The sequence below is a fragment of the Agrococcus terreus genome (assembly GCF_014645235.1).
In the GTDB taxonomy this organism is placed as follows: Bacteria; Actinomycetota; Actinomycetes; order Actinomycetales; family Microbacteriaceae; genus Agrococcus; species Agrococcus terreus.
In genome coordinates, this window is record NZ_BMLM01000001.1 from 1487447 (window position 1) to 1509218 (window position 21772).

Consider the following 21772-nt stretch of genomic DNA (forward strand, 5'->3'; position numbering starts at 1 on the left):
CCGTGGCGAAGGCTCGCACGCGGGGCGCCCGCGCCCTGCTCTGGCTCGTCGTCCTGTTCGTGGCGCTCGGCGCCGTGAACTGGGGCGCCGTGCAGTTCGACGAGGACCAGAACGCCTCGTGGACCCCGCAGCTCGCGCTCGACCTCGAGGGCGGCACGCAGCTCGTGCTCGCGCCGCAGGTCGCCGAGGGCGCCCAGGTCACCCAGGAGCAGCTCGACCAGGCGGTGGCGATCATCCGCCAGCGCGTCGACGCCTCCGGCGTGAGCGAGGCCGAGATCACCACCCAGGGCGGCCAGAACATCGTGGTCGCCATCCCGGGCGAGCCCGACGCCGCCACGATGCAGCGCATCCAGGCCAGCGCGAAGATGGAGTTCCGCCCGGTCCTGCAGTCGGCCGCGGCGAACGCGCCCGGCGCGACGCCGGAGCCCTCCGAGAGCGAGCCCGCCGCGGGTGAGGACCCGCCCGCCGGCACCGACGCGTGGGACCAGGCCTGGGTCACGCCCGAGCGCCAGGCGGCGTTCGACGCGTTCCAGTGCGCCGACGTCGACACGACGGTCCAGGCGCCCGCCGACCAGCCCTTCATCACCTGCTCGACCGACGGCACCGCGCGCTTCCTGCTCGGCCCCGTCTCGGTCGAGGGCGCCGACATCGCCGACGCGCAGGTCACCCCGGCCACGAACTCGCAGGGCCAGGCGACGGGCGGCTGGGCCGTCGCGCTCGAGCTCGATGGCGACGGCCCCGCGAGCTTCGAGGCCGTCACCCGCGCGATCACGGGCCTGCCCGAGCCGACGAACCAGTTCGCGGTCGTGCTCGACTCGACCGTGCTGATGCCGATCACGTCGAACGCGGTGATCACCGACGGCAACGCCTCGATCACCGGCGGCTTCGACCAGGCGAGCGCCCGCAGCCTCGCCGACCAGCTGCGCTTCGGCGCGCTGCCGATCGGCTTCGTCGTGCAGTCGAACGAGACCATCTCGGCGACGCTCGGCGAGAGCCAGCTGCAGGCGGGCCTCCTCGCCGGCGTCATCGGCCTCGTGCTCGTCATCGCCTACTCGGTGTTCCAGTACCGCGCGCTCGGCGTCGTCGTCATCGCCTCGCTCGCGGTGGCGGCCGGGCTCACCTACCTCGTGGTGACGTTCCTCTCGAACACCGAGGGCTACCGCCTGTCGCTCGCCGGCATCGCCGGACTCGTGATCTCGATCGGCATCACGGCCGACTCGTTCATCGTGTACTTCGAGCGCATCCGCGACGAGCTGCGCGAGGGCAAGCACCTCACGAGCGCGCTCGAGACCGGCTGGAAGCGCGCCTTCCGGACGATCCTCGTGTCGGACGCCGTGAGCTTCCTCGCCGCCGTCATCCTGTTCCTGCTCTCGGTCGGCAACGTCCGCGGCTTCGCCTTCACGCTCGGCATCACGACGTTCATCGACATCGTCGTGGTCGCGCTGTTCACGCACCCCGTGCTCCGCATCCTCGCGCGCACGCGCTTCTTCTCCGAGGGCCACCCGCTCTCGGGCCTCGACCCGAAGGCGCTCGGCGCCGTCTACCGCGGCCGCGCGAGCTTCCGCGCGCCCGTCGTCGAGGGCAAGGGGAAGACGTCGTCCCGCGAGGCGCAGCGGCGCCAGACGATCGCCGAGCGGAAGGCCGCGGGCGACGCTCCGGTCGGCGCCGGCCGGTCCGGATCGAAGGGCGAGGAGTCCTGATGGCAACGCTCACCACCATCGGCAACGAGCTCTACACCGGCGAGCGCTCGGTCCCGGTCGTCCAGAAGCGGAAGCTCTGGTTCCTCATCGCGGGCGCCGTGCTCGTGCTGCTCGCGCTCGGCACCGTGCTGCGCGGCGGCTTCGTGTTCGGCATCGAGTTCACCGGCGGCAGCGAGTTCCGCGTCTCCGGCGTCGCCGACACCTCGGACGGCCCCGCGCTGGACGCGGTCGCCTCCGTGGTGCCCGAGGCGGACGCGCGCGCGACGGGCCTCGGCCCGGAGGCGCTGCGCGTGCAGACCGACGAGGTCACCGACGAGCAGGCCGGCGAGATCCGCGCCGCGCTCGCCGAGGCCTACGGCGTCGAGACCGGCGACGTCGCGTTCTCGTTCATCGGCCCGTCCTGGGGCGCCGACGTCACGACGCAGGCGCTGCGCGCGCTCGTCGTCTTCCTCGTGCTCGTGTCGATCGTCATGGCCGTCTACTTCCGCACCTGGAAGATGTCGCTCGCGGCGCTGGCCTCGCTCGCGTTCGACATGCTCGTGACGGCGGGCATCTACGGCATCGTCGGGTTCGAGGTGACGCCGGCCGCCGTGATCGGCTTCCTGACGATCCTCGGATACTCGCTCTACGACACCGTCGTCGTCTTCGACAAGGTGCGCGAGAACACGGCGCCGGGATCCTCCGGCACGTTCCTCGGGCAGATCAACCTCGCGGTGAACCAGACGATCGTGCGCTCGATCAACACGTCGATCGTCGCCGTGCTGCCGATCGCCTCGATCCTCTTCATCGGCGCGTTCCTCATGGGCGCGGGCACGCTCCGCGACATCGCGCTCGCGCTCTTCATCGGCACGATCGTGGGCACCTGGTCGTCGATCTTCGTGGCGGCGCCGGTCTACGCGGCGCTCCGCAAGGGCGACGAGATCAAGGCGGAGTCCGCGCTGCCGAAGCGCGAGCGGGGCGCGGTCGTCTGAGCCGGAGCGGCAGGGGAGCGGAGGCGCCATGAGCGATGCCCAGACCACGTCGGGCGGCTTCCGCACGCTCCTGCCGTTCCTGTTCTCGCGCTCGCACCGCGCGGGCGCGGTCGACGAGCTCATCCGCACCGTCAAGGCGCAGCACCCCAAGGCCGACACCGGGCTCATCCAGCGCGCGTACATCGTCGCCGAGGAGGCGCACCGCGGCCAGTACCGGAAGTCGGGCGAGCCGTACATCACCCACCCGGTCGCGGTCGCGCAGATCCTCGCCGACCTCGGCATCGGCGCGATCACGGTGGCCGCGGCGCTGCTCCACGACACGGTCGAGGACACGACCTACACGCTCGAGCAGTGCCGCGCCGACTTCGGCGACGAGATCGCCATGCTCGTCGACGGCGTCACGAAGCTCGACAAGCTGAAGTACGGCCAGAGCGCGCAGGCCGAGACGGTCCGCAAGATGGTCGTCGCGATGTCGAAGGACATCCGCGTGCTCGTCATCAAGCTCGCCGACCGGCTGCACAACGCCCGCACGTGGGGCTTCGTCTCGGGCGAGTCGGCGGAGCGCAAGGCGCGCGAGACGCTCGAGATCTACGCGCCGCTCGCGCACCGCCTCGGCATCCAGACGATCAAGGTCGAGCTCGAGGACCTCTCGTTCGCGGTGCTGCAGCCGAAGGTCTACCTCGAGATCAAGAACCTCGTGGAGGCGCGCGCGCCCGAGCGCGAGCGGTACCTCGAGGACGTCGTGCAGGCGCTGCGCGACGACATGAAGGCCGCGAAGATCCGTGGCAGGATCGCCGGCAGGCCGAAGCAGTACTACTCGATCTACACGAAGATGCAGGTCCGGGGGCACGACTTCGGCGACATCTACGACCTCGTCGGCGTGCGCGTCATCGTGCCGTCGGTGCGCGACTGCTACGCCGTGCTCGGCGCGATCCACGCCCGCTGGCAGCCCATGCCCGGGCGCCTCAAGGACTACATCGCGACGCCGAAGTTCAACCTGTACCAGTCGCTCCACACGACCGTGATCGGGCCGCGCGGCCACCACGTCGAGATCCAGATCCGCACGGAGGAGATGCACCGCCGGGCCGAGTACGGCGTCGCGGCGCACTGGAAGTACAAGCAGGGCGGCGGCCAGATGTCGTCGACCGACATGGCCTGGCTGCAGCACATCAACGACTGGCAGCAGGAGACCGAGGACCCGGGCGAGTTCCTCGAGTCGCTGCGCTTCGAGATCGGCGCCAAGGAGCTCTACGTCTTCACGCCGAAGGGCAAGGTCGTGGGCCTGCCGGCCGGCGCGACGCCCGTCGACTTCGCCTACGCGGTGCACACCGAGGTCGGCCACCGCACGATGGGCGCGAAGGTCAACGGGCGGCTCGTGCCGCTCGACACGCGGCTCGCCACCGGCGACGTGGTCGAGGTGCTCACCTCGAAGAACCCGGACTCGGGGCCGAGCCAGGACTGGCAGGGCTTCGTCACCTCGCAGCGGGCCAAGAGCAAGATCCGCCAGTGGTTCCAGCGCGAGCGCCGCGACGAGGCCGTCGAGGTCGGCAAGGAGGCGATCGCGAAGGCGATGCGCCGACACGACCTGCCGCTGCAGAAGCTCATGGGCCGCGACGCGTTCGCGCAGGTGGCCGCGCAGCTGAAGTACGACGACGTCACCGCGCTCTACGCCGCGGTGGGCGAGGGCCACGTCTCGACGCAGTCGGTGCTCGAGAAGGTCGTGGCCGCGATCCGGGTCGAGGAGGCCGGCGTCGACGACGCGCCGGAGCCGGTGCTGCCGACGCGCGCGCCGCGGGCGACGCATAGCAACTCGGGCGTGCTCGTGCGCGGCGCCGACGACATCCTCGTGAAGCTCTCGAAGTGCTGCACGCCGGTGCCGGGCGACGACATCGTCGGCTTCGTCACCCGCGGGCAGGGCGTGAGCGTGCACCAGCGCTCGTGCCCGAACGTGCAGGGCCTGCTCGCCGAGCCCGAGCGGATGATCGAGGTCGAATGGGCCCCGACGTCGAAGGGCCTGTTCCTCGTGAACATCCAGGTGGAGGCGCTCGACCGCTCCGGGCTGCTCTCGGACGTCACGCGCTCGCTCAGCGAGCACCACGTGAACATCCTCTCGGCGAGCGTGCACACGGGCTCCGACCGCCTCGCGATCAGCCGCTTCGTGTTCGAGATGGGCGACGTCACGCACCTCGAGAACGTGCTGAACGCCGTCCGCCGCATCGACGGCGTCTACGACGTGTACCGGATCACCACCGGCTGAGCCGGGCGCGACCGCCTCAGGCGGAGGCGATCGCGAGCTCGCGCGCCTCGGCGTCGAGCACGTCGGGCGAGAGCGCGTGCTCGATCGCGAGCGCGACGGCGCCGCGCACCGCCGCGTCGGCCTGGGTGGTGGAGGCGGCGATGCGCAGGTGCTCGGTCGCGAGCGGCAGCGAGCGGCGGTAGACGACCTCGCTGATGCCGGCGAGGAGCTCCTCGCCGGCGCCCGCGAGCCGCCCGCCGACGACGATGACCGAGGGGTTCACGAGGTTCACGAGCGTCGCGAGCACCTCGCCGAGGTCGCGTCCCGCCTGGCGCAGCGCCCGCACCGCCTCCGGGGAGCCCGCGCGCGCGAGGGCGACGACGTCGCCGGTGCCGGCGACCTCGAGCCCGTGCTCCCGCAGCGCCGCGGCGATCGCGGGACCGGCGGCGACGGCCTCGAGGCAGCCGAGGTTGCCGCAGCGGCACTCGGCCTCGGAGCCGGGCACGCGCACGTGGCCGAGGTCGCCCGCCGTGCCCTGCGCGCCGCGCTGGAGGCGCCCGCCGGAGATGATGCCGGCGCCGATGCCGGTGGCGACCTTGACGAGCACGAGGTCGTCGACCTCCGGCCAGGCCGTGCGCTGCTCGCCGAGCGCCATGATGTTCACGTCGTTGTCGACGAGCACGGCGCAGCCGAGCCGCTCGCGCAGGTGGCCGGCGACGTCGAACCGGTGCCAGCCAGGCATGATCGGCGGGCTGATGGGCATGCCGCTCGCGTGCTCGACGGGACCGGGCAGCCCGATCCCGAGCGCCACGAGCTCGCCCGCGTCGACGCCCTGCTGGGCGACGAGCGCCCGCACGGTCTCGACCACCCAGCCGAGCACGGCCTCCGGCCCCTCGGCGACGTCGAGGTCGGTGCGCGCGGTCGCGAGGGCGGCGCCCGCGAGGTCGGCGAGCTCGACGAGGATGTGGGTCGCCCCCACGTCGACGCCCGCGACGAGCCGGGCGCGCGGGTTGAGCGCGAAGAGCGAGGCGGGCCGGCCGCCGGTGGAGGCGGCGTCGCCGACGGGCGCGACGTAGCCGAGCCGCGCGAGCGCGTCGACGTGCGCCGTGACGGAGGAGCGGGCGAGGCCCGTGGCCCGCGCGAGCTCGGAGCGCGTGCGGGGCCGGCCGTCCCGCAGCAGGTCGAAGAGCTCGCTCGTGCGCATACCGAGCAGTGAAGCACATGCGGGGCGCTTCCGACACGCCGAAGGCAACTTTCGTCGGATGCTCGACAGAAGTGACGGATCCGTGCAACAGTGTCGCCGTGGACGAAGACGTCATGGCCGCAGCGAGGCCGCTGCACGCACCGGTGCTGCGCGCGAGCGGCATCGTCCAGTCGTTCCTCGGCACGACCGTGCTGCACGGCGTGGGGCTCGAGCTCCGCGCCGGCGAGGTGCACGGCCTCGTGGGCGAGAACGGCGCGGGCAAGTCGACCCTCATGAAGATCCTGGCGGGCGCCCACCAGCCGGACGCGGGCACGCTCGAGCTCGACGGCGAGCCCGTCTCGTTCGCGTCGCCCATCCAGGCGCAGCGCGCGGGCATCGCGACGGTCTACCAGGAGTTCAACCTGCTCGTCGACCGCTCGATCGCCGAGAACGTGTGGCTCGGCCGCGAGCCGCGCCGCGGCCCGGTCGTCGACCGCCGACGGATGCTGCGCGACACGCAGGCGCTGCTCGAGAGCATCGGCGCGCAGGGGCTCGACGCGGGCCTCCCGGTGCGCCAGCTCTCGGTCGCCGAGCAGCAGATCGTCGAGATCGCGAAGGCCGTGAGCCTCGACGCGCGCGTCATCTCGATGGACGAGCCGACCGCCGCCCTCGCCGACCACGAGGTCTCGCTCCTCTACCGCATCATCGAGCGCCTCACGGAGCGCGGCATCGCGATCCTCTACGTCTCGCACCGCCTGCGCGAGATCTTCGACCTGTGCACCACCATCACCGTGCTCAAGGACGGCACGCACGTGGGCACGTGGCCCGCCGCCGAGCTCGACGAGCGCGGCCTCGTTCGCCGCATGGTGGGCCGGGAGCTCTCGGCGTTCTTCCCCGACCGCCCGGAGGGCGCCGAGCTCGGCGAGCCGATGCTCGAGCTCGAGGGCGCCGGCAACGGGTTCGTCGACGACATCGCGCTCACCGTCCGCGCCGGCGAGATCGTCGGCCTCGCAGGGCTCCAGGGCGCGGGCCGCACCGAGCTGCTCTCGGGCGTCTTCGGCGCCGACCCCTTCACGCGCGGCACGATGCGCCTCCAGGGGCGCGAGACGCGCATCCGGTCGCCGCGCCAGGCGGTGCGCGCCGGCCTAGCGCTCATCACCGAGGACCGCAAGGGCCAGGGCCTGTCGCTCTCGCTCAGCGTGCTGCAGAACGCCCTGGGCGTCGTGCGCGCCGTGTTCCCCGGTCGCACCGGTGCCGCCCGCCAGGCGGCGCCCGAGCGCCTCGCGGAGCTCGCGCTCGTCGCGCGCGGGCTCGACCAGGAGGTGCAGTTCCTCTCGGGCGGCAACCAGCAGAAGGTCGTGCTGGCCCGCTGGCTCGCCGTCGCGCCCCGCGTCGTGCTGCTCGACGAGCCCACGCGCGGCATCGACGTCGGCGCGAAGTACGGCGTCTACGAGGTGATGCGCCGGCTCGCCGCCGACGGCGTCGCCATCCTCATGGCATCCAGCGAGCTCCCGGAGGTGCTCGGCATGAGCGACCGCATCCTCGTCATGCGCGACGGCCGGATCGTGGGGGAGGTGCCGCCCACCTCGAGCGAGGAGGACGTGCTCGCCCTCGCCGCCGGCGCCGAGGCGGAGGCCGCCGCGTGAGCGCCGTCGTGGGCGCCCGCCCGGTGCGCCGCCGCCGCCTCTCGACGACGGCGATCGTCTACCTCGTGCTCGTCGCGGTCGTGGCGCTCAGCGCCGTGCTCGTCACCGCGGCCGGCAAGTCGTTCTTCACCGCCGGCAACCTCGCCGCGATCCTCACCCTCATGTCGATCCTCGGCTTCGTGGCGATCGGGCAGACGCTCGTCATCCTCGCCGGCAGCCTCGACCTCTCGGTGCCGTACGTCGTGAGCACCGCCTCGATCGTCGGGGCGGGCATCATGGCGCAGGGCACGGCGGGCATCCTGCCGGGCGTGGTCGCGGCGCTGGCGGTCTCGGCGCTCATCGGGCTCGCGAACGGCCTCATCGTCACGCGGCTGCGCGTGCACGGCTTCATCGCGACGCTCGGCGTCGGGCTCATCATCTCCGGATGGCTCGGCACGAGCTTCCAGGGGTCGTTCGGCTCGGCGCCGCCCGAGTTCCGCACGATCGGCGCGACGCTCATCGCGGGCGTGCCGCTGTCCACGATCATCATGCTCGCTTGCGCGGGGCTCGCTGCGCTCATGCTGCACCGCACCCGGCTCGGCCACCACCTCTACGCCGTCGGCGGCAGCGCGCAGGTCGCGCGGCTCTCGGGCGTGCGCACCCAGGTGCCGGTCGTCGTCGCGCACGTGCTCTGCTCGACGCTCGCGGGCCTCGCCGGCCTGCTGCTGCTCGCCCGCACCTCCGTCGGCAGCCCGACCATCGGCTCGCAGGGCGGCTACGACCTCATGTCGATCGCCGCGGTCGTGCTCGGCGGCACGCTCCTCTCGGGCGGCGTCGGCAGCGTGCTCGGCACCATCGGCGGCGTCGCGATCTTCGCGGTGCTCGACAACGTCATGAGCGTGCTCGAGGTGAACCCGTTCCTCAAGGACTTCATCCGCGGCGCCGTCATCGTCGTGGCCGTCGCGCTCTACGCCTGGCGCAGCATCCAGCGCCGACCACCCAGGTTCCGGAAGGAGGCGGGCGCATGACCGCCGTCGCCGTCCAGCCCTCGCTCGGGCGCCGCTTCGTCGCGGGGCTCGGCACGCCGAGCGGCGCGGTGTTCCTGCTGCTCGTCGCGCTCCTCGTCGCGGTCGTCGTCGCGAACCCGAACTTCGCCGATCCGAACCAGCTCGTGCGCTTCCTTGCGCGCACCGCCCCCATCGCCATCGCGGCGATCGGCCAGTTCTTCGTCATCGTCTCGGGCGAGTTCGACCTGTCGATGGGCGCGGTCATCGCGACGCAGGTCGTGATCGCCGGCAACGTCATCGGCCAGGACGAGGCGATGATCCTGCCGGGCATCGCGCTCATGCTGCTCGTCGGCGTCGTCGTGGGCGTCGTGAACGGCCTGCTCACGACCGTCGCGAAGGTGCCGAGCTTCATCGTCACGCTCGGCATGATGCTCGCGCTCTACGGCTTCGTGCGCTTCCTCACCGGCGGCGCCGCCACCGGCAACCCGGTCGACAGCTTCCGCGAGATCGGCCGCGGCCTGCTGCTCGACACCATCCCGTACCCGGTAATCATGCTCATCGTCGTCGGGGCCGCGGCGTGGGCGCTCATGCGGGCGCCCTACGGCCAGACGCTGCTCGCCGTGGGCGACAACCCGGTGACCGCGCGGCTCTCGGGCACCCGCACCGTCGTCGTGAAGACCTCCGCCTTCGTGCTCTCGGCGCTCGCCGCGACGGTCGCCGGCATCCTGCTCGTCGGCTACGCCGGCGTGCACCCGAGCATCGGCCAGGGCTACGAGTTCCAGGCGATCACCGCGGTCGTGCTCGGCGGCGCCGTGCTCGGCGGCGGCCGAGGCTGGGTGCTCTCGGCGGCGGCGGGCGCGATCTCGCTCGAGCTGCTCTTCACGCTCCTCAACATCGCCGGCATCGACGCCACCTGGCGGCCCACCGTGCAGGGCGCGATCATCATCGCCGCCGTCGCGCTCGGCGGCGTCGCCTGGCGCGCGGCCCGCAAGCCCTCGGCGCCCGCGGCGGCCGCGCGCGCCGAGGATCCCGACCCCGCGCCGCCCTCGAAGACCACCACCCCACCCATCACCACCACCACAGGAGAGCAATGATGCGCCACACCAGGAAGGGCCTCGTCGTCGCGGCCCTCGGCGCCGCGATCGTCCTCGCGGCATGCAGCACCGACGGGAGCGTCGACCCCTCGGCGAACCCCGACACCGGGACCGAGCAGCCCGCCGAGACGCAGGCGTCCGGCGAGTGGTTCGACCAGGCCGTCTACGACGAGCAGTTCGAGCAGCGCTCGGCCACCTTCGAGGGCGACCCCGAGACGCCGTGGCTGCAGTACATCGACGGCGAGATGACCGACACGGCCGAGTGGGCCACCGACGAGCCGATGCGCGCGTGCTTCGCGAACGCCTCGATCTCGAACCCCTGGCGCCAGACCGGCTTCATCACGATGCAGCAGCAGGCCGAGGCCCTCACCGAGTCGGGCGTGCTCGCCTCGATGGAGGTCCGCGACGCCGGCGACGACGACAACACGCAGATCGCCGACATCGACTACTTCATCTCGCAGGGCGACTGCGACGCGTTCATCATCTCGCCGAACTCGACGGCGGCCCTGACGCCCGCCGTGGAGCGCGCGTGCGAGACGGGCCGACCGGTCATCGTCTTCGACCGCGGCGTCGACACCGACTGCGCCACGAGCTTCATCCACCCCATCGGCGGCTACGCCTGGGGCATCGACACGGCCGAGTTCCTCATCGACAACCTCGACGAGGGCTCGAACATCGTCGCGCTGCGCATCCTGCCCGGCGTTGACGTGCTCGAGCACCGCTGGGCCGCGGCCGAGAAGCTGCTCACCGAGGCCGGCATGAACGTCGAGGACCACTTCACCGGGGCCGACCCGACCGAGATCAAGAGCATCATCACCGACGCCCTCTCGGCCGGCGACGTTGACGGCATCTGGATGGACGCCGGCGACGGCGCCGTCGCGGCGATCGAGGCGTTCGAAGACGCGGGCGCCGAGCTGCCCGTCATCACCGGCGAGGACGAGATGAGCTTCCTCCGCGCCTGGCAGGAGCGCGACATCACCGCGCTCGGCCCGGTCTACTCGAACTTCCAGTGGCGCACGCCGCTGCTGGCGCTCGAGATGATCGCGAACGGCGAGCCCGTGCCGACGGAGTGGGTCCTGCCGCAGGTGCCCGTGACCGAGGACGACCGCGACGCGCTCATCGAGGCGAACGAGGGCATGCCCGACGGCCACTACGCCCGCTTCGGCGGCGAGGACCTGCCCGGCTTCCCGGACGCCTGGCAGAACCGCTGACGCAGCACCGCTGACCGGTGCCGGGCCCCGCGCGAGCGGGGCCCGGCCTGGCGGGACGCCGCCGCGCGCGCCGCGGCGGGGGAGGGAGGCGCGCGTGCGCGCCATCGGCATCAACACCTGGGTCTGGACGTCGCCCCTGCGCGACGCCACGGCCCCCGAGGCGCTCGCCCGGGTCGCCGGCCTCGGCTTCGACCTCGTCGAGCTGCCGCTCGAGCAGGCCGGCGACCTCACGGCCGACGCCATCGGGCCGCTGCTCGAGCAGCACGGCCTCGGCGCCGCGCTCGTCGGCGCCATGGGGCCCGGCCGGTCGCTCGTCGACGACGACCCCGGCGTCGTGCAGCGCACGCAGGACTACCTCGGCGCCTGCATCGACCTCGCGGCCGCGCTCGGCGCGCCCGCCGTCTGCGGGCCCTTCACGGCGGAGACCGGCCGCACGTGGCGGATGACGGCCGACGAGCGCCGCGGCATCGTCGGGCGCCTCCGCGCGGGGCTCGCCCCCGTGCTCGAGCGCGCGGCCGCGCGGGGCGTGCGGATCGGCATCGAGCCGCTCAACCGCTACGAGACGTCGCTGCTCAACACCGTCGAGCAGTCGCTCGACGCGGTCGAGCCGCTGCTCGGCGGCCAGCTCGGGCTCGCGCTCGACACCTACCACTGCGGCATCGAGGAGCGCTCGACGCCGGACGCCATCCGACGGGCGGGGGACCACATCGTGCACGTGCAGGTCTGCGGCAGCGACCGCGGCGCCCCCGGCGGCGACCAGACCGACTGGCCCGGCGTCCGCGCGGCGCTCGACGAGGTCGGCTACGCCGGCCCGCTCGTCATCGAGAGCTTCACCGGCGACAACGACGCGATCGCCGTCGCCGCCTCCATCTGGCGCCCCCTCGCGCCGACGCAGGACGACCTCGCGCGCGACGGGCTCGCGTTCCTCCGCGCACTGGAGGCGGCGTGAGCGCCGCGGCGCGGCGCCCGCTCGGCGTCGCCGTGCTCGGCACGGCCTTCATGGGGCGCGCGCACTCGCACGCGTGGCGCAACGTCGGCGCGGTCTTCCCGGACGCGCCGCCCGCCGCCATGCGCGTGCTCGCGGGCTCCGACCCCGACCGCACCGCGGACGCGGCCGCGCGCCTCGGCTGGGCGGAGGCCTCCACCGACTGGCGGGCGACGATCGCCCGCGACGACGTCGACGTCGTCGACGTCTGCACGCCCGGCCACCTCCACGCCGAGATGGCGATCGCCGCGCTCGAGGCCGGCAAGCACGTGCTCGTCGAGAAGCCGCTCGCGCTCGACGCCGACGAGGCCGAGCGGATGGTCGCGGCCGCGGCGGCCGCCCCGGGGCTCGCGATGCTCGGCTTCAACTACCGTCGCGTGCCGGCGCTCGCGCTCGCGCGGCAGCTCGTCGCCGACGGCGCCATCGGCCGCGTGCGCGCCGTGCGCGCCGCGTACCTGCAGGACTGGCTCGCCGATCCGGACGCGCCCATGACCTGGCGCCTCCGCGCCGAGACCGCCGGCTCCGGCGCGCTCGGCGACCTCGGCTCGCACGCGATCGACCAGATCCTCGTGCTCACGGGGGAGCGCGTGACCGGCGTCTCCGGCGCGCTGCGGACCGTGCAGCCCGAACGGCCCGGCCCGCACGGGCCCGAGCCGGTGACGGTCGACGACGCCGCGTGGGCGCACCTCGACCTCACGGGCGGCGTCACCGCGTCGCTCGAGGTCTCGCGCATCGCGGTCGGCCGCAAGAACGCGCTGCAGCTCGAGGTCCACGGCACCGACGGCGCCATCGCCTTCGACCTCGAGCGGCTCAACGAGCTCGTCGTCACGCGCGGGCGCGACGGGTGGCCCGAGCGCGTGCTCGTGACCGAGCCGACGCATCCGCACCTCGACGGCTGGTGGCCGCCCGGCCACGCGCTCGGCTGGGACAGCACCTTCGTCGCGCAGGCGGCCGACCTGCTGCGGGCGATCGAGTCCGGCGAGCAGCCGCGCCCGTCGTTCGCGGACGGCCTCGCGGTGCAGCGCGTGCTCGACGCCGTCGGGCGTTCCTCCCAGCGCGGAGGCACGAGGATCGACCTGGGCGACGGCGCCCCCACCGAGACGAGGACGAGATGACCAGGCCCTTCACGCTCTTCACCGGCCAGTGGGCCGACCTGCCCTTCGAGGAGGTCGCGCGGCTCGCCGGCTCGTGGGGATACGACGGCCTCGAGATCGCCTGCTGGGGCGACCACCTCGACGCCTCCCGCTGGGACGACGCCGAGTACGTGGCCGGGCGCCGCGAGATCCTCGAGCGGCACGGGCTGGAGGTGTGGGCGATCTCGAACCACCTCCACGGCCAGGCCGTCTGCGACGATCCGATCGACTTCCGCCACCAGGGCATCGTGCGCTCGCGCGTGTGGGGCGACGGCGACCCGGAGGGCGTGCGGCAGCGCGCCGCGGCCGAGCTCATGGACACCGCGCGGATGGCGCGCGCGCTCGGCGTCGGCACGGTCGTCGGCTTCACCGGCTCGTCGATCTGGCAGTACGTCGCCCAGTTCCCGCCCGTCCCCGACGAGGTCATCGAGCGCGGCTACCGCGACTTCGCCGACCGCTGGAACCCGATCCTCGACGTCTTCGACGAGTGCGGCGTGCGGTTCGCGCACGAGGTGCACCCGAGCGAGATCGCCTACGACCACTGGACGACCGTGCGCACGCTCGAGGCGATCGGGCACCGCGAGGCGTTCGGCCTGAACTGGGACCCGAGCCACATGCTCTGGCAGGGCATCGACCCGGTCGCGTTCCTCTCGGACTTCGCCGACCGGATCTACCACGTCGACTGCAAGGACACGAGGATGCGGATGGGCGACGGCCGCAGCGGCATCCTCTCGTCGCACCTGGCGTTCGGCCACCCGCGCAGGGGCTGGGACTTCGTCTCGGCAGGGCGCGGCGACGTGCCGTGGGGCGACGCGTTCCGCACGCTCACCGCCATCGGCTACCGCGGGCCGATCTCGATCGAGTGGGAGGACGCCGGCATGGATCGGCTGCAGGGCGCGCCCGAGGCGCTCGAGGCGCTGCGCCGCTTCGACCTCGACCCCTCCGAGGCGCGCTTCGACGCCGCGTTCGGCCAGGGCTGACGCGCCGGCGCCGGGCTGGGCGCACGACGGAGGGGCGGGACCTCGCGGTCCCGCCCCTCCGTCGTGCCTGGCTCGCTCAGCCCGCGGCGGAGACGACCTCGAGCCACGAGCGCTTCGTGGCGAGCTCGGCCTCGAGCTCGGCGCGCTGCTTCGCGTCCTTCGTGCCGGCGATGTCGGCCTCGAGCTTCTCGATGGCCTCCTCGAGCTGGCCCGCGAGGCCCGCGGAGCGCGCCTTGCGCTCCGGGTTCGTCGACTGCCAGTGCTTGTCGTCGAGCTCGCGCACGTGCGTCTCGATGCGGCGCATGCCGTCCTCGACCTCGCGGAGCGCCTCGCGCGGCACGCGGCCGATCTCGTCCCAGCGGCGCTGGATGCCCGTGAGGGCCGAGCGGGCGGCCTGGCGGTCGGTGATCTGCAGGATCGGCTTGGCCTCCTCGAGCAGCGCGCGCTTGGCCTCGAGGTTGCCGGCGTACTCCTCGTTCTCGACCGCGGCCTGCTCGGCCTTCGCGGCGAAGAGGACGTCGCCGGCCTCCTTGAACTGGGCCCAGAGCGCGTCGTCGACCTTGCGGCCGGCCCGGCCGGCGGCCTTCCAGCTGTCGAGCAGCGAGCGGTAGGCGGGGATGCCGTCGGAGCCCTTCGGCGCGAGCGCCTGCGCCTGCTCGACGAGCGCCTGCTTGCGGGCGCGGACGTCCTTGTGGGAGGCGTCGAGGTCGGCGAAGAAGCGGCGGCGGGCGGTCTCGAGCGTCGAGCGCGCGTCGCGGAACCGCTTCCAGAGCGCGTCGGCCTGGCCCTTGGGCAGGCGCGGGCCGTCCTTCTGCAGTCGCTGCCAGTCGGCGAAGAGCACGTCGACCTGCTGCATCGTCTGCTTCCACTGCACGTTCTGCAGGTCGCCCGCGGCGAGCTGCTCGATCGACTCGACGACCGTCGTGCGCTCGGCGATCGCGGCGTCGAGCTCTGCGCGCGAGGCGGCCTGCTGCTCGGCCTCGAGCTGGCCGAGCGAGCCCGTGAGCGCGTCGAGGCGGGCGAGGAGCGCGGGGATGTCGCCGACGGCGTGCGCCTCGGTGACCGTGGGCTTGAGGTGCGACGCGGCCTTCGCGACGTCGCGGGCGTTGGCGCCGCCGCGGACGCGCTGCTCGAGCAGGCGCACCTGGCCCTCGAGCTCGGCGTACTTGCGCTCGAAGTAGGCGAGCGCCTCCTCGGGGGTCGCGTCGGGGAACTGGCCGACCTCTCGCCAGCCCTCGCCGTCGCGGACGTGGACGGTGCCGGTCGCGTCGGCGCGGCCGGGACCGCGCTCGACGACCGCCTCCGCGGGCTCCGCGGGAGCGGCGGCGGGCGCCTCCTCGGCGGCGGGAGCCTCCTCGGCCGGTGCGTCTGCGGCGGCGGCGGGGGCCTCCTCGGCCGTCTCCTGCGCTGCGGGCTCGGCGTCCTCGGCGGCGGCCTCGGTCGCCTCGGCGGCGGGCGCAGCCGCCTCGGTCGACTCCGTCGCCTCGGCGGGGGCCTCGACGTCGGCGGCCTCCTGCGCGGCCGCCTCGGGGGCGGTCTCGTCGGCGGCGGGCTCGTGGGGCTGGGTCTGCTCAGGCATGGCGTGTCTCTCGTGGGAGGGAGATGGGCAGGACGAGCCTAGTACGGCGGCGGCCCGCTACTGCAGGTCGAAGCCCTCGATGGTGACGGGCTCGGCGGGCGGGCCGTCGGGCACGCCGCCCTCGGTGCCCGCGCTGATGACGTCGTCGCGCAGCTGCTCGAGGTTCGCGGTGACCCGGCCGACGACCGTGTAGCCGCCCGCGGCGTCCGACGGGATGGTCGTGTCGCCGTAGACGATGAAGAACTGGTGGCCGTTCGACTCGGCGTTGCCGCCCTGGCGCGCCATCGCGATCGTGCCCTCGACGTAGACGTCGTCGGCGGGCGCGTTCTCGATCGGGCCGTACATGAAGGAGGGGTCGCCGCCGCCCTGGCCGTCGAGCGAGCCGCACTGGAGCACCGAGAAGCCCTCGGAGGTCGTGAGGCGGTGGCAGGTCGAGCCGTCGTAGTAGTCGCGCTCGACGTCGTAGACGATGCCCGAGACGGCCTGCGGCGCGGCCTCGCCGTCGAGCTCGACGCCGAGGTCGACGCCGTTGATCGTCAGCGTGCCGGTCCAGGTGCGGCCCTCGGCGAGCGAGGGGTCGGGCACGAGCGACTCGGCCTGGGTCTCGCTGGCGCTCGGCGCGGGCGTCGCGGCCGGGTCGGCCCCGGCGTCCGGGCCCTGCCGGTCCCACAGGAGGGCGGTGCCGCCCAGCAGCACGACGAGGGCGGCGCCGGCGCCGACGAGCGAGTCGCGCACGCGGCGCCGCTTCGCCCGCTCGTGCACGGCCTGCCGCGCTCGGTAGTCGCGCACGCGACGCTGCTGCTCCTGCTTCGTGACCACGGATGCTCCTCACGGTGCCGCGCCCTCCGCGGCCGCCGTCCAGGCTAGCGGCTGGGGCCAGGCGGTGTGGGCGGCCGCGCCTAGCATGGAGGCATCATGATGGGGACGACCGCGCCGCTCGCCGTGCGCATGCGACCGACGAGCCTCGACGAGGTCGTCGGCCAGCGCCACCTGCTCGGCCCGGGCTCGCCGCTGCGCCGACTCGCGGCGCCGAGCGCCGAGGGCGCCAAGCTCGCCTCGGGCGGCCAGAGCGTCATCCTCTGGGGACCGCCCGGCACGGGCAAGACGACCCTCGCCCAGTCGATCGCGCACTCCTCCGACCGCCGCTTCGTCGAGCTGAGCGCGGTGACCGCAGGCGTCAAGGACGTGCGCCAGGTGATGGAGGAGTCGCTCGCCGAGCGCGACCTCTTCGGCCGCTCCACCGTGCTCTTCCTCGACGAGATCCACCGCTTCACGAAGGCGCAGCAGGATGCGCTGCTCCCCGGCGTCGAGCAGGGCTGGGTCACGCTCATCGCCGCCACGACCGAGAACCCCTCGTTCTCCGTCATCAGCCCGCTGCTCTCGCGCTCGCTCCTGCTCACGCTCCAGCTGCTCGACGACGACGACATCCGCGAGCTGCTCGAGCGCGCCATCGCCGACCCGCGCGGCTTCGACGGCCGCATCGCGCTCGACGACGACGCGCGGGCCCAGCTCGTGCGGCTCTCGTCCGGCGACGCCCGGCGGGCGCTCACCGCGCTCGAGGCGGCCGGCGCCCACGCGCTCGAGGCGGCGGGCGAGCCGGAGGACGACGACGCGCCCGCCGCGGTCACGGCCGAGGCGGTCGCCGCCGCCGTCGACCGCGCGCTGCTCCGCTACGACCGGCAGGGCGACGAGCACTACGACGTCATCTCCGCGTTCATCAAGTCGGTGCGCGGCTCCGATCCCGACGGCGCGCTGCACTGGCTCGCGCGCATGATCGAGGCGGGGGAGGACCCGCGCTTCATCGCCCGGCGCATCATCGTCTCCGCCGCCGAGGACATCGGCATGGCCGACCCGCAGGCGCTCGTCGTCGCGACCGCCGCGGCGCAGGCCGTCCAGCTCATCGGCATGCCCGAGGGCCGCATCCCGCTCGCCGAGGCGGTCGTCTACCTCGCCACCGCGCCCAAGTCGAACCGCTCCTACCGCGGCATCGACGCCGCGCTCGCCGACGTGCGGGCGGGCGACATCGGCCGCGTGCCGAACCACCTCCGCGACGCGCACTACCCGGGCGCCAAGCGGCTCGGCCACGGCAAGGGCTACCGCTACGCCCACGACGAGCCCTCGGGCGTCGCGACGCAGCAGCACCTCCCCGACCCGCTCGTCGGCCGCCGCTACTACGAGCCGGGCCAGCACGGCTACGAGCGCGACGTCGCGGCACGGCTCGAGCGCATCCGTCGGATCCTCGCGGGGGAGTAGCCGCGGCTCGGCCCGCGGGCCGCTCCTCTGCTAGTCTGGTCGCTGGTCCGCAGGGCGCCCACGCGCCCGCATCGGATCCGCACCCCTCCTTAGGTCCCGGCGCTCGGCCGGGACAGCCGCTCGCGCGGCAGCGACTCAGCGAAGGAAGTCATGTCCACGAAGTCCCGTACCCGTTCCAAGACGCGCCTCTCGCGCGCCCTCGGCGTCGCCCTGACGCCCAAGGCCGCGCGCTACCTCGAGAAGCGCCCCTACGGCCCCGGCCAGCACGGCCGCACCAAGCGCAAGGCCGACAGCGACTACGCCGTCCGCCTCCGCGAGAAGCAGCGCCTGCGCGCCCAGTACGGCATCCGCGAGGCGCAGCTGCGCAACACCTTCAACGAGGCCCGCCGCCAGGCCGGCCTGACGGGTGAGAACCTCGTCGAGCTGCTCGAGATGCGCCTCGACGCGCTCGTGCTGCGCGCCGGCTTCGCCCGCACCACGGCGCAGGCACGCCAGATGGTCGTGCACCGCCACATCATGGTCGACGGCCAGCGCGTCGACCGCCCGTCGTTCCGCGTGAAGCCGGGCCAGCTCATCCACGTGCACGAGCGCAGCGAGGGCATGGAGCCGTTCCAGGTCGCCGCCGCCGGCGGCCACGCCGGCGTGCTGCCGCCCGTCCCGGCCTACCTCGACGTGCAGCTCGACCGCCTCCAGGCGCGCCTCGTGCGCCGCCCGATGCGCGCCGAGGTGCCGGTCGTCGCCGACGTCCAGCTCGTCGTCGAGTACTACGCCGCCCGCTGATTCCAGCGCTGCACGAGAGGGGTCGCCGTCAGGCGGCCCCTCTCGCTCGTTAGACTGATCCGCACCCGTGCCGATCCGGCGCGGACGAAAGCGTGACACGAGGGGATCCCGCCGTGAAGAAGCTCCTGTTCCTGGCCGTCGGCGTCGCAGTCGGCGTGCTCGCCGCCCGCAAGCTCGAGGAGACCGAGAAGGGCAAGCGGTTCTTCGACGGCGTCGACTCGCGCACCCGCGAGTTCACCGACGCCGTCAAGGACGGCTACCGCTCCCGCGACCGCGAGCTGCGCGGCGAGTAGCCGCCCGACCCGACCTTCGCCCGGGCGCGACCGCGCCCGGGCTCGTCAGGCCCGCGAGGGCTGGAGAGACAACCCCACCTGATGCAGACCGCAGAGATCCACTCCCGCTTCCTGTCGTACTTCGAGCGCAAGGACCACGAGATCGTGCCGTCCGCGTCGCTCGTGAGCGACGACCCGGCGATCATGTTCACGATCGCCGGCATGGTGCCGTTCATCCCGTACCTCTCGGGCCGCGTGCCTGCGCCGTGGCCTCGCGCCGCGGACGTGCAGAAGTGCATCCGGACGAACGACATCGAGGAGGTCGGTCGCACGCCGCGCCATGGCACGTTCTTCCAGATGGCCGGCAACTGGTCGTTCGGCGACTACTTCAAGCGCGAGGCGATCGGCTACGCGTGGGAGCTGCTCACCGGCTCCGAGGCCGACGGCAACTACGGCTTCGACCCCGACCGCCTGTGGGTCACGGTCTACCTCACCGACGACGAGGCCGAGCGCCTCTGGCTCGAGCACACCGACGTGCCCGCCTCGCGGATCCAGCGCCTCGGCCTCGAGGACAACTACTGGATGACGGGCCAGCCCGGCCCCGCCGGCCCCGACTCCGAGATCTTCTACGACCTCGGCCCGGAGTACGGCCCCGACGGCGGCCCCGCCACCGGCAGCGACCGCTACGTCGAGATCTGGAACCTCGTCTTCATGCAGGACGAGATCGCCGACGTGCGCTCGAAGACCGAGTTCACGATCGTGGGCGAGCTGCCCAACAAGAACATCGACACCGGCATGGGTCTCGAGCGCATCGCCTTCCTCAAGCAGGGCGTGCAGAACATGTACGAGATCGACCAGGTGCGCCCCGTGCTCGACCTAGCGTCGGAGCTCTCGGGGCGTCGCTACGGCGCCGAGCACGAGGACGACGTGCGGATGCGCGTGGTCGCCGACCACGTGCGCTCCTCGCTCATGCTCATGGGCGACGGCGTCACGCCCGGCAACGACGGCCGCGGCTACATCCTGCGCCGCCTCATGCGCCGCTCGATCCGCTCCATGCGCCTGCTCGGCGTGCACGAGCCCACGTTCCCCACGCTGTTCCGCGCCAGCCACGACGCGATGGTCACCGCCTACCCGGAGCTCGGCGCGGCCTACGGCCGCATCGAGCGCATGGCGATCGCGGAGGAGGAGACCTTCCTCAAGACGCTCGAGGCGGGCTCGACGGTGCTCGACCTGGCCATCGGCGACGTCCGGAAGGACGCCGGCAAGGTCGTGCCCGGGAAGACGGCGTTCCTGCTGCACGACACCTACGGCTTCCCCATCGACCTGACGATGGAGATCGCGGAGGAGGCCGGCCTCGAGGTCGACCGCCCCACCTTCGAGACCCTCATGAGCGAGCAGCGCTCGCGCGCGAAGGCCGACGCGAAGGCCCGCCGCCGCCAGCTCGCCGACCTGTCGGTCTACAGCGAGCTGCGCGCGAAGGGCGAGACGGCGTTCCTCGGCTACGACGAGCTCGAGGCCGACGGCGAGGTCATCGGCATCGTCGCGGACGGCGCGCAGGCGACCTCGGCGGGCGTGGGCCAGGAGGTCGAGGTCGTCCTCACCGCGACCGCGCTCTACGCGGAGTCCGGCGGCCAGGACAGCGACCAGGGCCTCCTCATCGGCTCCGGCTTCGAGGCCGAGGTGCTCGACGTGCAGCGCGTCGTGCCGGGCCTCGTCAGCCACACCGTGCGCGTCACCTCCGGCGAGATCGCGGTCGGCGACGTCGCCCGCACGGTCGTCGACCCCGTGTACCGCCGCTCGGCGAACCAGGCGCACTCGGCGACGCACCTCGTGCACGCGGCCCTGCGCCAGCTGCTCGGCTCCGACGCCCACCAGTCCGGCTCGTACAACAAGGCCGGCTACATGCGCCTCGACTTCTCGTGGTCGAGCGCGCTGTCGCCCGACATGCGGGCCGAGCTCGAGGGCATCGCCAACACGGCGATCCGCGACGACCTGCCGGTCGAGACGCGCGTGCTGCCGCTCGACGAGGCGAAGGCGATGGGCGCGATGGCGCTCTTCGGCGAGAAGTACGGCGACGCCGTGCGGATGGTCGACATCGGCGGGCCGTGGTCGCGCGAGCTGTGCGGCGGCACCCACGTGGGCTCCTCGAGCCAGGTGGGCCTCATCTCGATCACGAGCGAGTCGAGCGTCGGCTCCACGAACCGCCGCGTCGAGGCCGCCGTCGGCCCGGACGCCTTCCGTCAGCTCGTCGCCGAGCGCTCGCTCGTCAGCGAGCTGACGTCGATGCTGAAGACGCCGCGCGAGCAGCTGCCCGGCCGCATCCAGGAGCTCGTGACGAGCCTGAAGCGCGCCGAGAAGCAGATCGCCGACTTCCAGTCGCAGCAGCTCTCGGGCCGCGTCGGCCCGCTCGCCGACTCGGCGGAGCGGATCGGCGACGTGCGCCTCGTCGCGACCGACCTCGGCGCCGTCGGCTCGCAGGACGACCTGCGCTCGCTCGCCGGCCAGGTGCGCGAGCGCCTGGGCGCGGAGGCCGCGGTCGTCGCGATCGGCGGCGCGGTCGACGGCCGCCCGGCGATCGTCGTGGCCACGAACCAGGCGGCGCGCGACGCCGGCGTGCAGGCCGGCCCGCTCGCGAAGGCCGCGGCCGGCGCGCTCGGCGGCGGCGGCGGCGGCAAGCCCGACATGGCGCAGGGCGGCGGGCAGGACGCGAGCGCGATGCCCGCGGCGATCGTCGCGGTGCGCGAGGGGATCCGCCGCTGAGCG

Annotated in this window: 17 protein-coding genes; 14 read left to right on the top strand and 3 right to left on the bottom strand. The window is 73.4% G+C overall.

The window, feature by feature from the left end:
• Positions 1-2 precede the first annotated feature (2 nt).
• The 3 genes from secD to IEW90_RS07235 are packed head-to-tail and all read left to right on the top strand — an operon-like array spanning position 3 to position 4928.
• A complete protein-coding gene (gene secD, locus IEW90_RS07225) occupies positions 3-1700 on the top strand; it encodes a protein translocase subunit SecD (protein ID WP_188717493.1) in 1698 nt (565 codons plus the stop codon).
• On the top strand, positions 1700-2671 hold the full coding sequence (gene secF / locus IEW90_RS07230; protein WP_188717494.1) for a protein translocase subunit SecF: 972 nt from the start codon (positions 1700-1702) through the stop codon (positions 2669-2671). The genes secD and secF overlap by 1 nt, the downstream gene beginning before the upstream one ends.
• A 28-nt stretch (positions 2672-2699) precedes the next feature.
• Positions 2700-4928: a RelA/SpoT family protein gene (locus IEW90_RS07235; protein WP_188717495.1), complete on the top strand. Its 2229-nt coding sequence runs from the start codon at positions 2700-2702 to the stop codon at positions 4926-4928.
• A gap of 16 nt (positions 4929-4944) precedes the next feature.
• Here the strand turns inward: IEW90_RS07235 and IEW90_RS07240 are convergent, their stop codons facing one another.
• On the bottom strand, positions 4945-6111 hold the full coding sequence (locus IEW90_RS07240) for an ROK family transcriptional regulator (protein WP_188717496.1): 1167 nt from the start codon (positions 6109-6111) through the stop codon (positions 4945-4947).
• 113 nt (positions 6112-6224) lie between these two features.
• Here IEW90_RS07240 and IEW90_RS07245 point away from each other — a divergent pair, with 113 nt between their 5' ends.
• The 7 genes from IEW90_RS07245 to IEW90_RS07275 all read left to right on the top strand — a co-directional run bounded on the left by IEW90_RS07245 (position 6225) and on the right by IEW90_RS07275 (position 14125).
• On the top strand, positions 6225-7736 hold the full coding sequence (locus IEW90_RS07245; protein WP_188718068.1) for a sugar ABC transporter ATP-binding protein: 1512 nt from the start codon (positions 6225-6227) through the stop codon (positions 7734-7736).
• Positions 7733-8743 carry an ABC transporter permease gene (locus IEW90_RS07250; RefSeq protein ID WP_188717497.1) on the top strand — a complete coding sequence of 337 codons (1011 nt, stop codon included), beginning with the start codon at positions 7733-7735 and terminating at the stop codon, positions 8741-8743. Before IEW90_RS07245 ends, IEW90_RS07250 begins: the two co-directional genes overlap by 4 nt.
• A complete protein-coding gene (locus tag IEW90_RS07255) occupies positions 8740-9816 on the top strand; it encodes an ABC transporter permease (protein ID WP_188717498.1) in 1077 nt (358 codons plus the stop codon). Before IEW90_RS07250 ends, IEW90_RS07255 begins: the two co-directional genes overlap by 4 nt.
• Positions 9813-11027 carry a substrate-binding domain-containing protein gene (locus IEW90_RS07260; protein ID WP_229679534.1) on the top strand — a complete coding sequence of 405 codons (1215 nt, stop codon included), beginning with the start codon at positions 9813-9815 and terminating at the stop codon, positions 11025-11027. The genes IEW90_RS07255 and IEW90_RS07260 overlap by 4 nt, the downstream gene beginning before the upstream one ends.
• A gap of 94 nt (positions 11028-11121) precedes the next feature.
• A complete protein-coding gene (locus IEW90_RS07265) occupies positions 11122-11976 on the top strand; it encodes a sugar phosphate isomerase/epimerase family protein (protein ID WP_188717500.1) in 855 nt (284 codons plus the stop codon).
• Positions 11973-13127, top strand: a complete 1155-nt coding sequence (locus IEW90_RS07270) for a Gfo/Idh/MocA family protein (RefSeq protein ID WP_229679535.1) — start codon at positions 11973-11975, stop codon at positions 13125-13127. The genes IEW90_RS07265 and IEW90_RS07270 overlap by 4 nt, the downstream gene beginning before the upstream one ends.
• On the top strand, positions 13124-14125 hold the full coding sequence (locus IEW90_RS07275) for a sugar phosphate isomerase/epimerase family protein (protein ID WP_188717501.1): 1002 nt from the start codon (positions 13124-13126) through the stop codon (positions 14123-14125). The genes IEW90_RS07270 and IEW90_RS07275 overlap by 4 nt, the downstream gene beginning before the upstream one ends.
• 76 nt (positions 14126-14201) lie before the next feature.
• Here IEW90_RS07275 and IEW90_RS07280 read toward each other — a convergent pair whose 3' ends face one another.
• Together IEW90_RS07280 and IEW90_RS07285 are read right to left on the bottom strand one after the other, a co-directional pair.
• On the bottom strand, positions 14202-15704 hold the full coding sequence (locus IEW90_RS07280) for a DUF349 domain-containing protein (RefSeq protein ID WP_188717502.1): 1503 nt from the start codon (positions 15702-15704) through the stop codon (positions 14202-14204).
• Positions 15705-15761: 57 nt separating this feature from the next.
• The gene (locus IEW90_RS07285; protein WP_188717503.1) at positions 15762-16523 is read right to left on the bottom strand and encodes a peptidylprolyl isomerase; all 762 of its coding nucleotides are present in this window, start codon (positions 16521-16523) and stop codon (positions 15762-15764) included.
• A 96-nt stretch (positions 16524-16619) separates the two neighbouring features.
• On the opposite strand from IEW90_RS07285, the gene IEW90_RS07290 reads away from it, so the two are divergent.
• The 4 genes from IEW90_RS07290 to alaS all read left to right on the top strand — a co-directional run bounded on the left by IEW90_RS07290 (position 16620) and on the right by alaS (position 21769).
• Entirely contained in the window at positions 16620-17957 is a 1338-nt protein-coding gene (locus tag IEW90_RS07290; protein WP_188717504.1) for a replication-associated recombination protein A, read from the top strand.
• A 150-nt stretch (positions 17958-18107) separates the two neighbouring features.
• Positions 18108-18737 (top strand): 30S ribosomal protein S4, encoded by a 630-nt coding sequence (rpsD, locus tag IEW90_RS07295; RefSeq protein ID WP_188717505.1) that lies wholly within the window; start codon positions 18108-18110, stop codon positions 18735-18737.
• 113 nt (positions 18738-18850) lie between these two features.
• The gene (locus IEW90_RS07300; RefSeq protein ID WP_188717506.1) at positions 18851-19030 is read left to right on the top strand and encodes a hypothetical protein; all 180 of its coding nucleotides are present in this window, start codon (positions 18851-18853) and stop codon (positions 19028-19030) included.
• Between the two features lie 81 nt (positions 19031-19111).
• Entirely contained in the window at positions 19112-21769 is a 2658-nt protein-coding gene (gene alaS, locus IEW90_RS07305; RefSeq protein ID WP_188717507.1) for an alanine--tRNA ligase, read from the top strand.
• Positions 21770-21772 lie beyond the last annotated feature (3 nt).

Coding starts and splice junctions, on each gene's coding strand:
- secF (WP_188717494.1), top strand. CDS start 1,700: ATGGCAACGCTCACCACCATCGGCAACGAGCTCTACACCGGCGAGCGC.
- IEW90_RS07235 (WP_188717495.1), top strand. CDS start 2,700: ATGAGCGATGCCCAGACCACGTCGGGCGGCTTCCGCACGCTCCTGCCG.
- IEW90_RS07240 (WP_188717496.1), bottom strand. CDS start 6,111: ATGCGCACGAGCGAGCTCTTCGACCTGCTGCGGGACGGCCGGCCCCGC.
- IEW90_RS07245 (WP_188718068.1), top strand. CDS start 6,225: ATGGCCGCAGCGAGGCCGCTGCACGCACCGGTGCTGCGCGCGAGCGGC.
- IEW90_RS07255 (WP_188717498.1), top strand. CDS start 8,740: ATGACCGCCGTCGCCGTCCAGCCCTCGCTCGGGCGCCGCTTCGTCGCG.
- IEW90_RS07260 (WP_229679534.1), top strand. CDS start 9,813: ATGATGCGCCACACCAGGAAGGGCCTCGTCGTCGCGGCCCTCGGCGCC.
- IEW90_RS07275 (WP_188717501.1), top strand. CDS start 13,124: ATGACCAGGCCCTTCACGCTCTTCACCGGCCAGTGGGCCGACCTGCCC.
- IEW90_RS07280 (WP_188717502.1), bottom strand. CDS start 15,704: ATGCCTGAGCAGACCCAGCCCCACGAGCCCGCCGCCGACGAGACCGCC.
- IEW90_RS07290 (WP_188717504.1), top strand. CDS start 16,620: ATGATGGGGACGACCGCGCCGCTCGCCGTGCGCATGCGACCGACGAGC.
- rpsD (WP_188717505.1), top strand. CDS start 18,108: ATGTCCACGAAGTCCCGTACCCGTTCCAAGACGCGCCTCTCGCGCGCC.
- alaS (WP_188717507.1), top strand. CDS start 19,112: ATGCAGACCGCAGAGATCCACTCCCGCTTCCTGTCGTACTTCGAGCGC.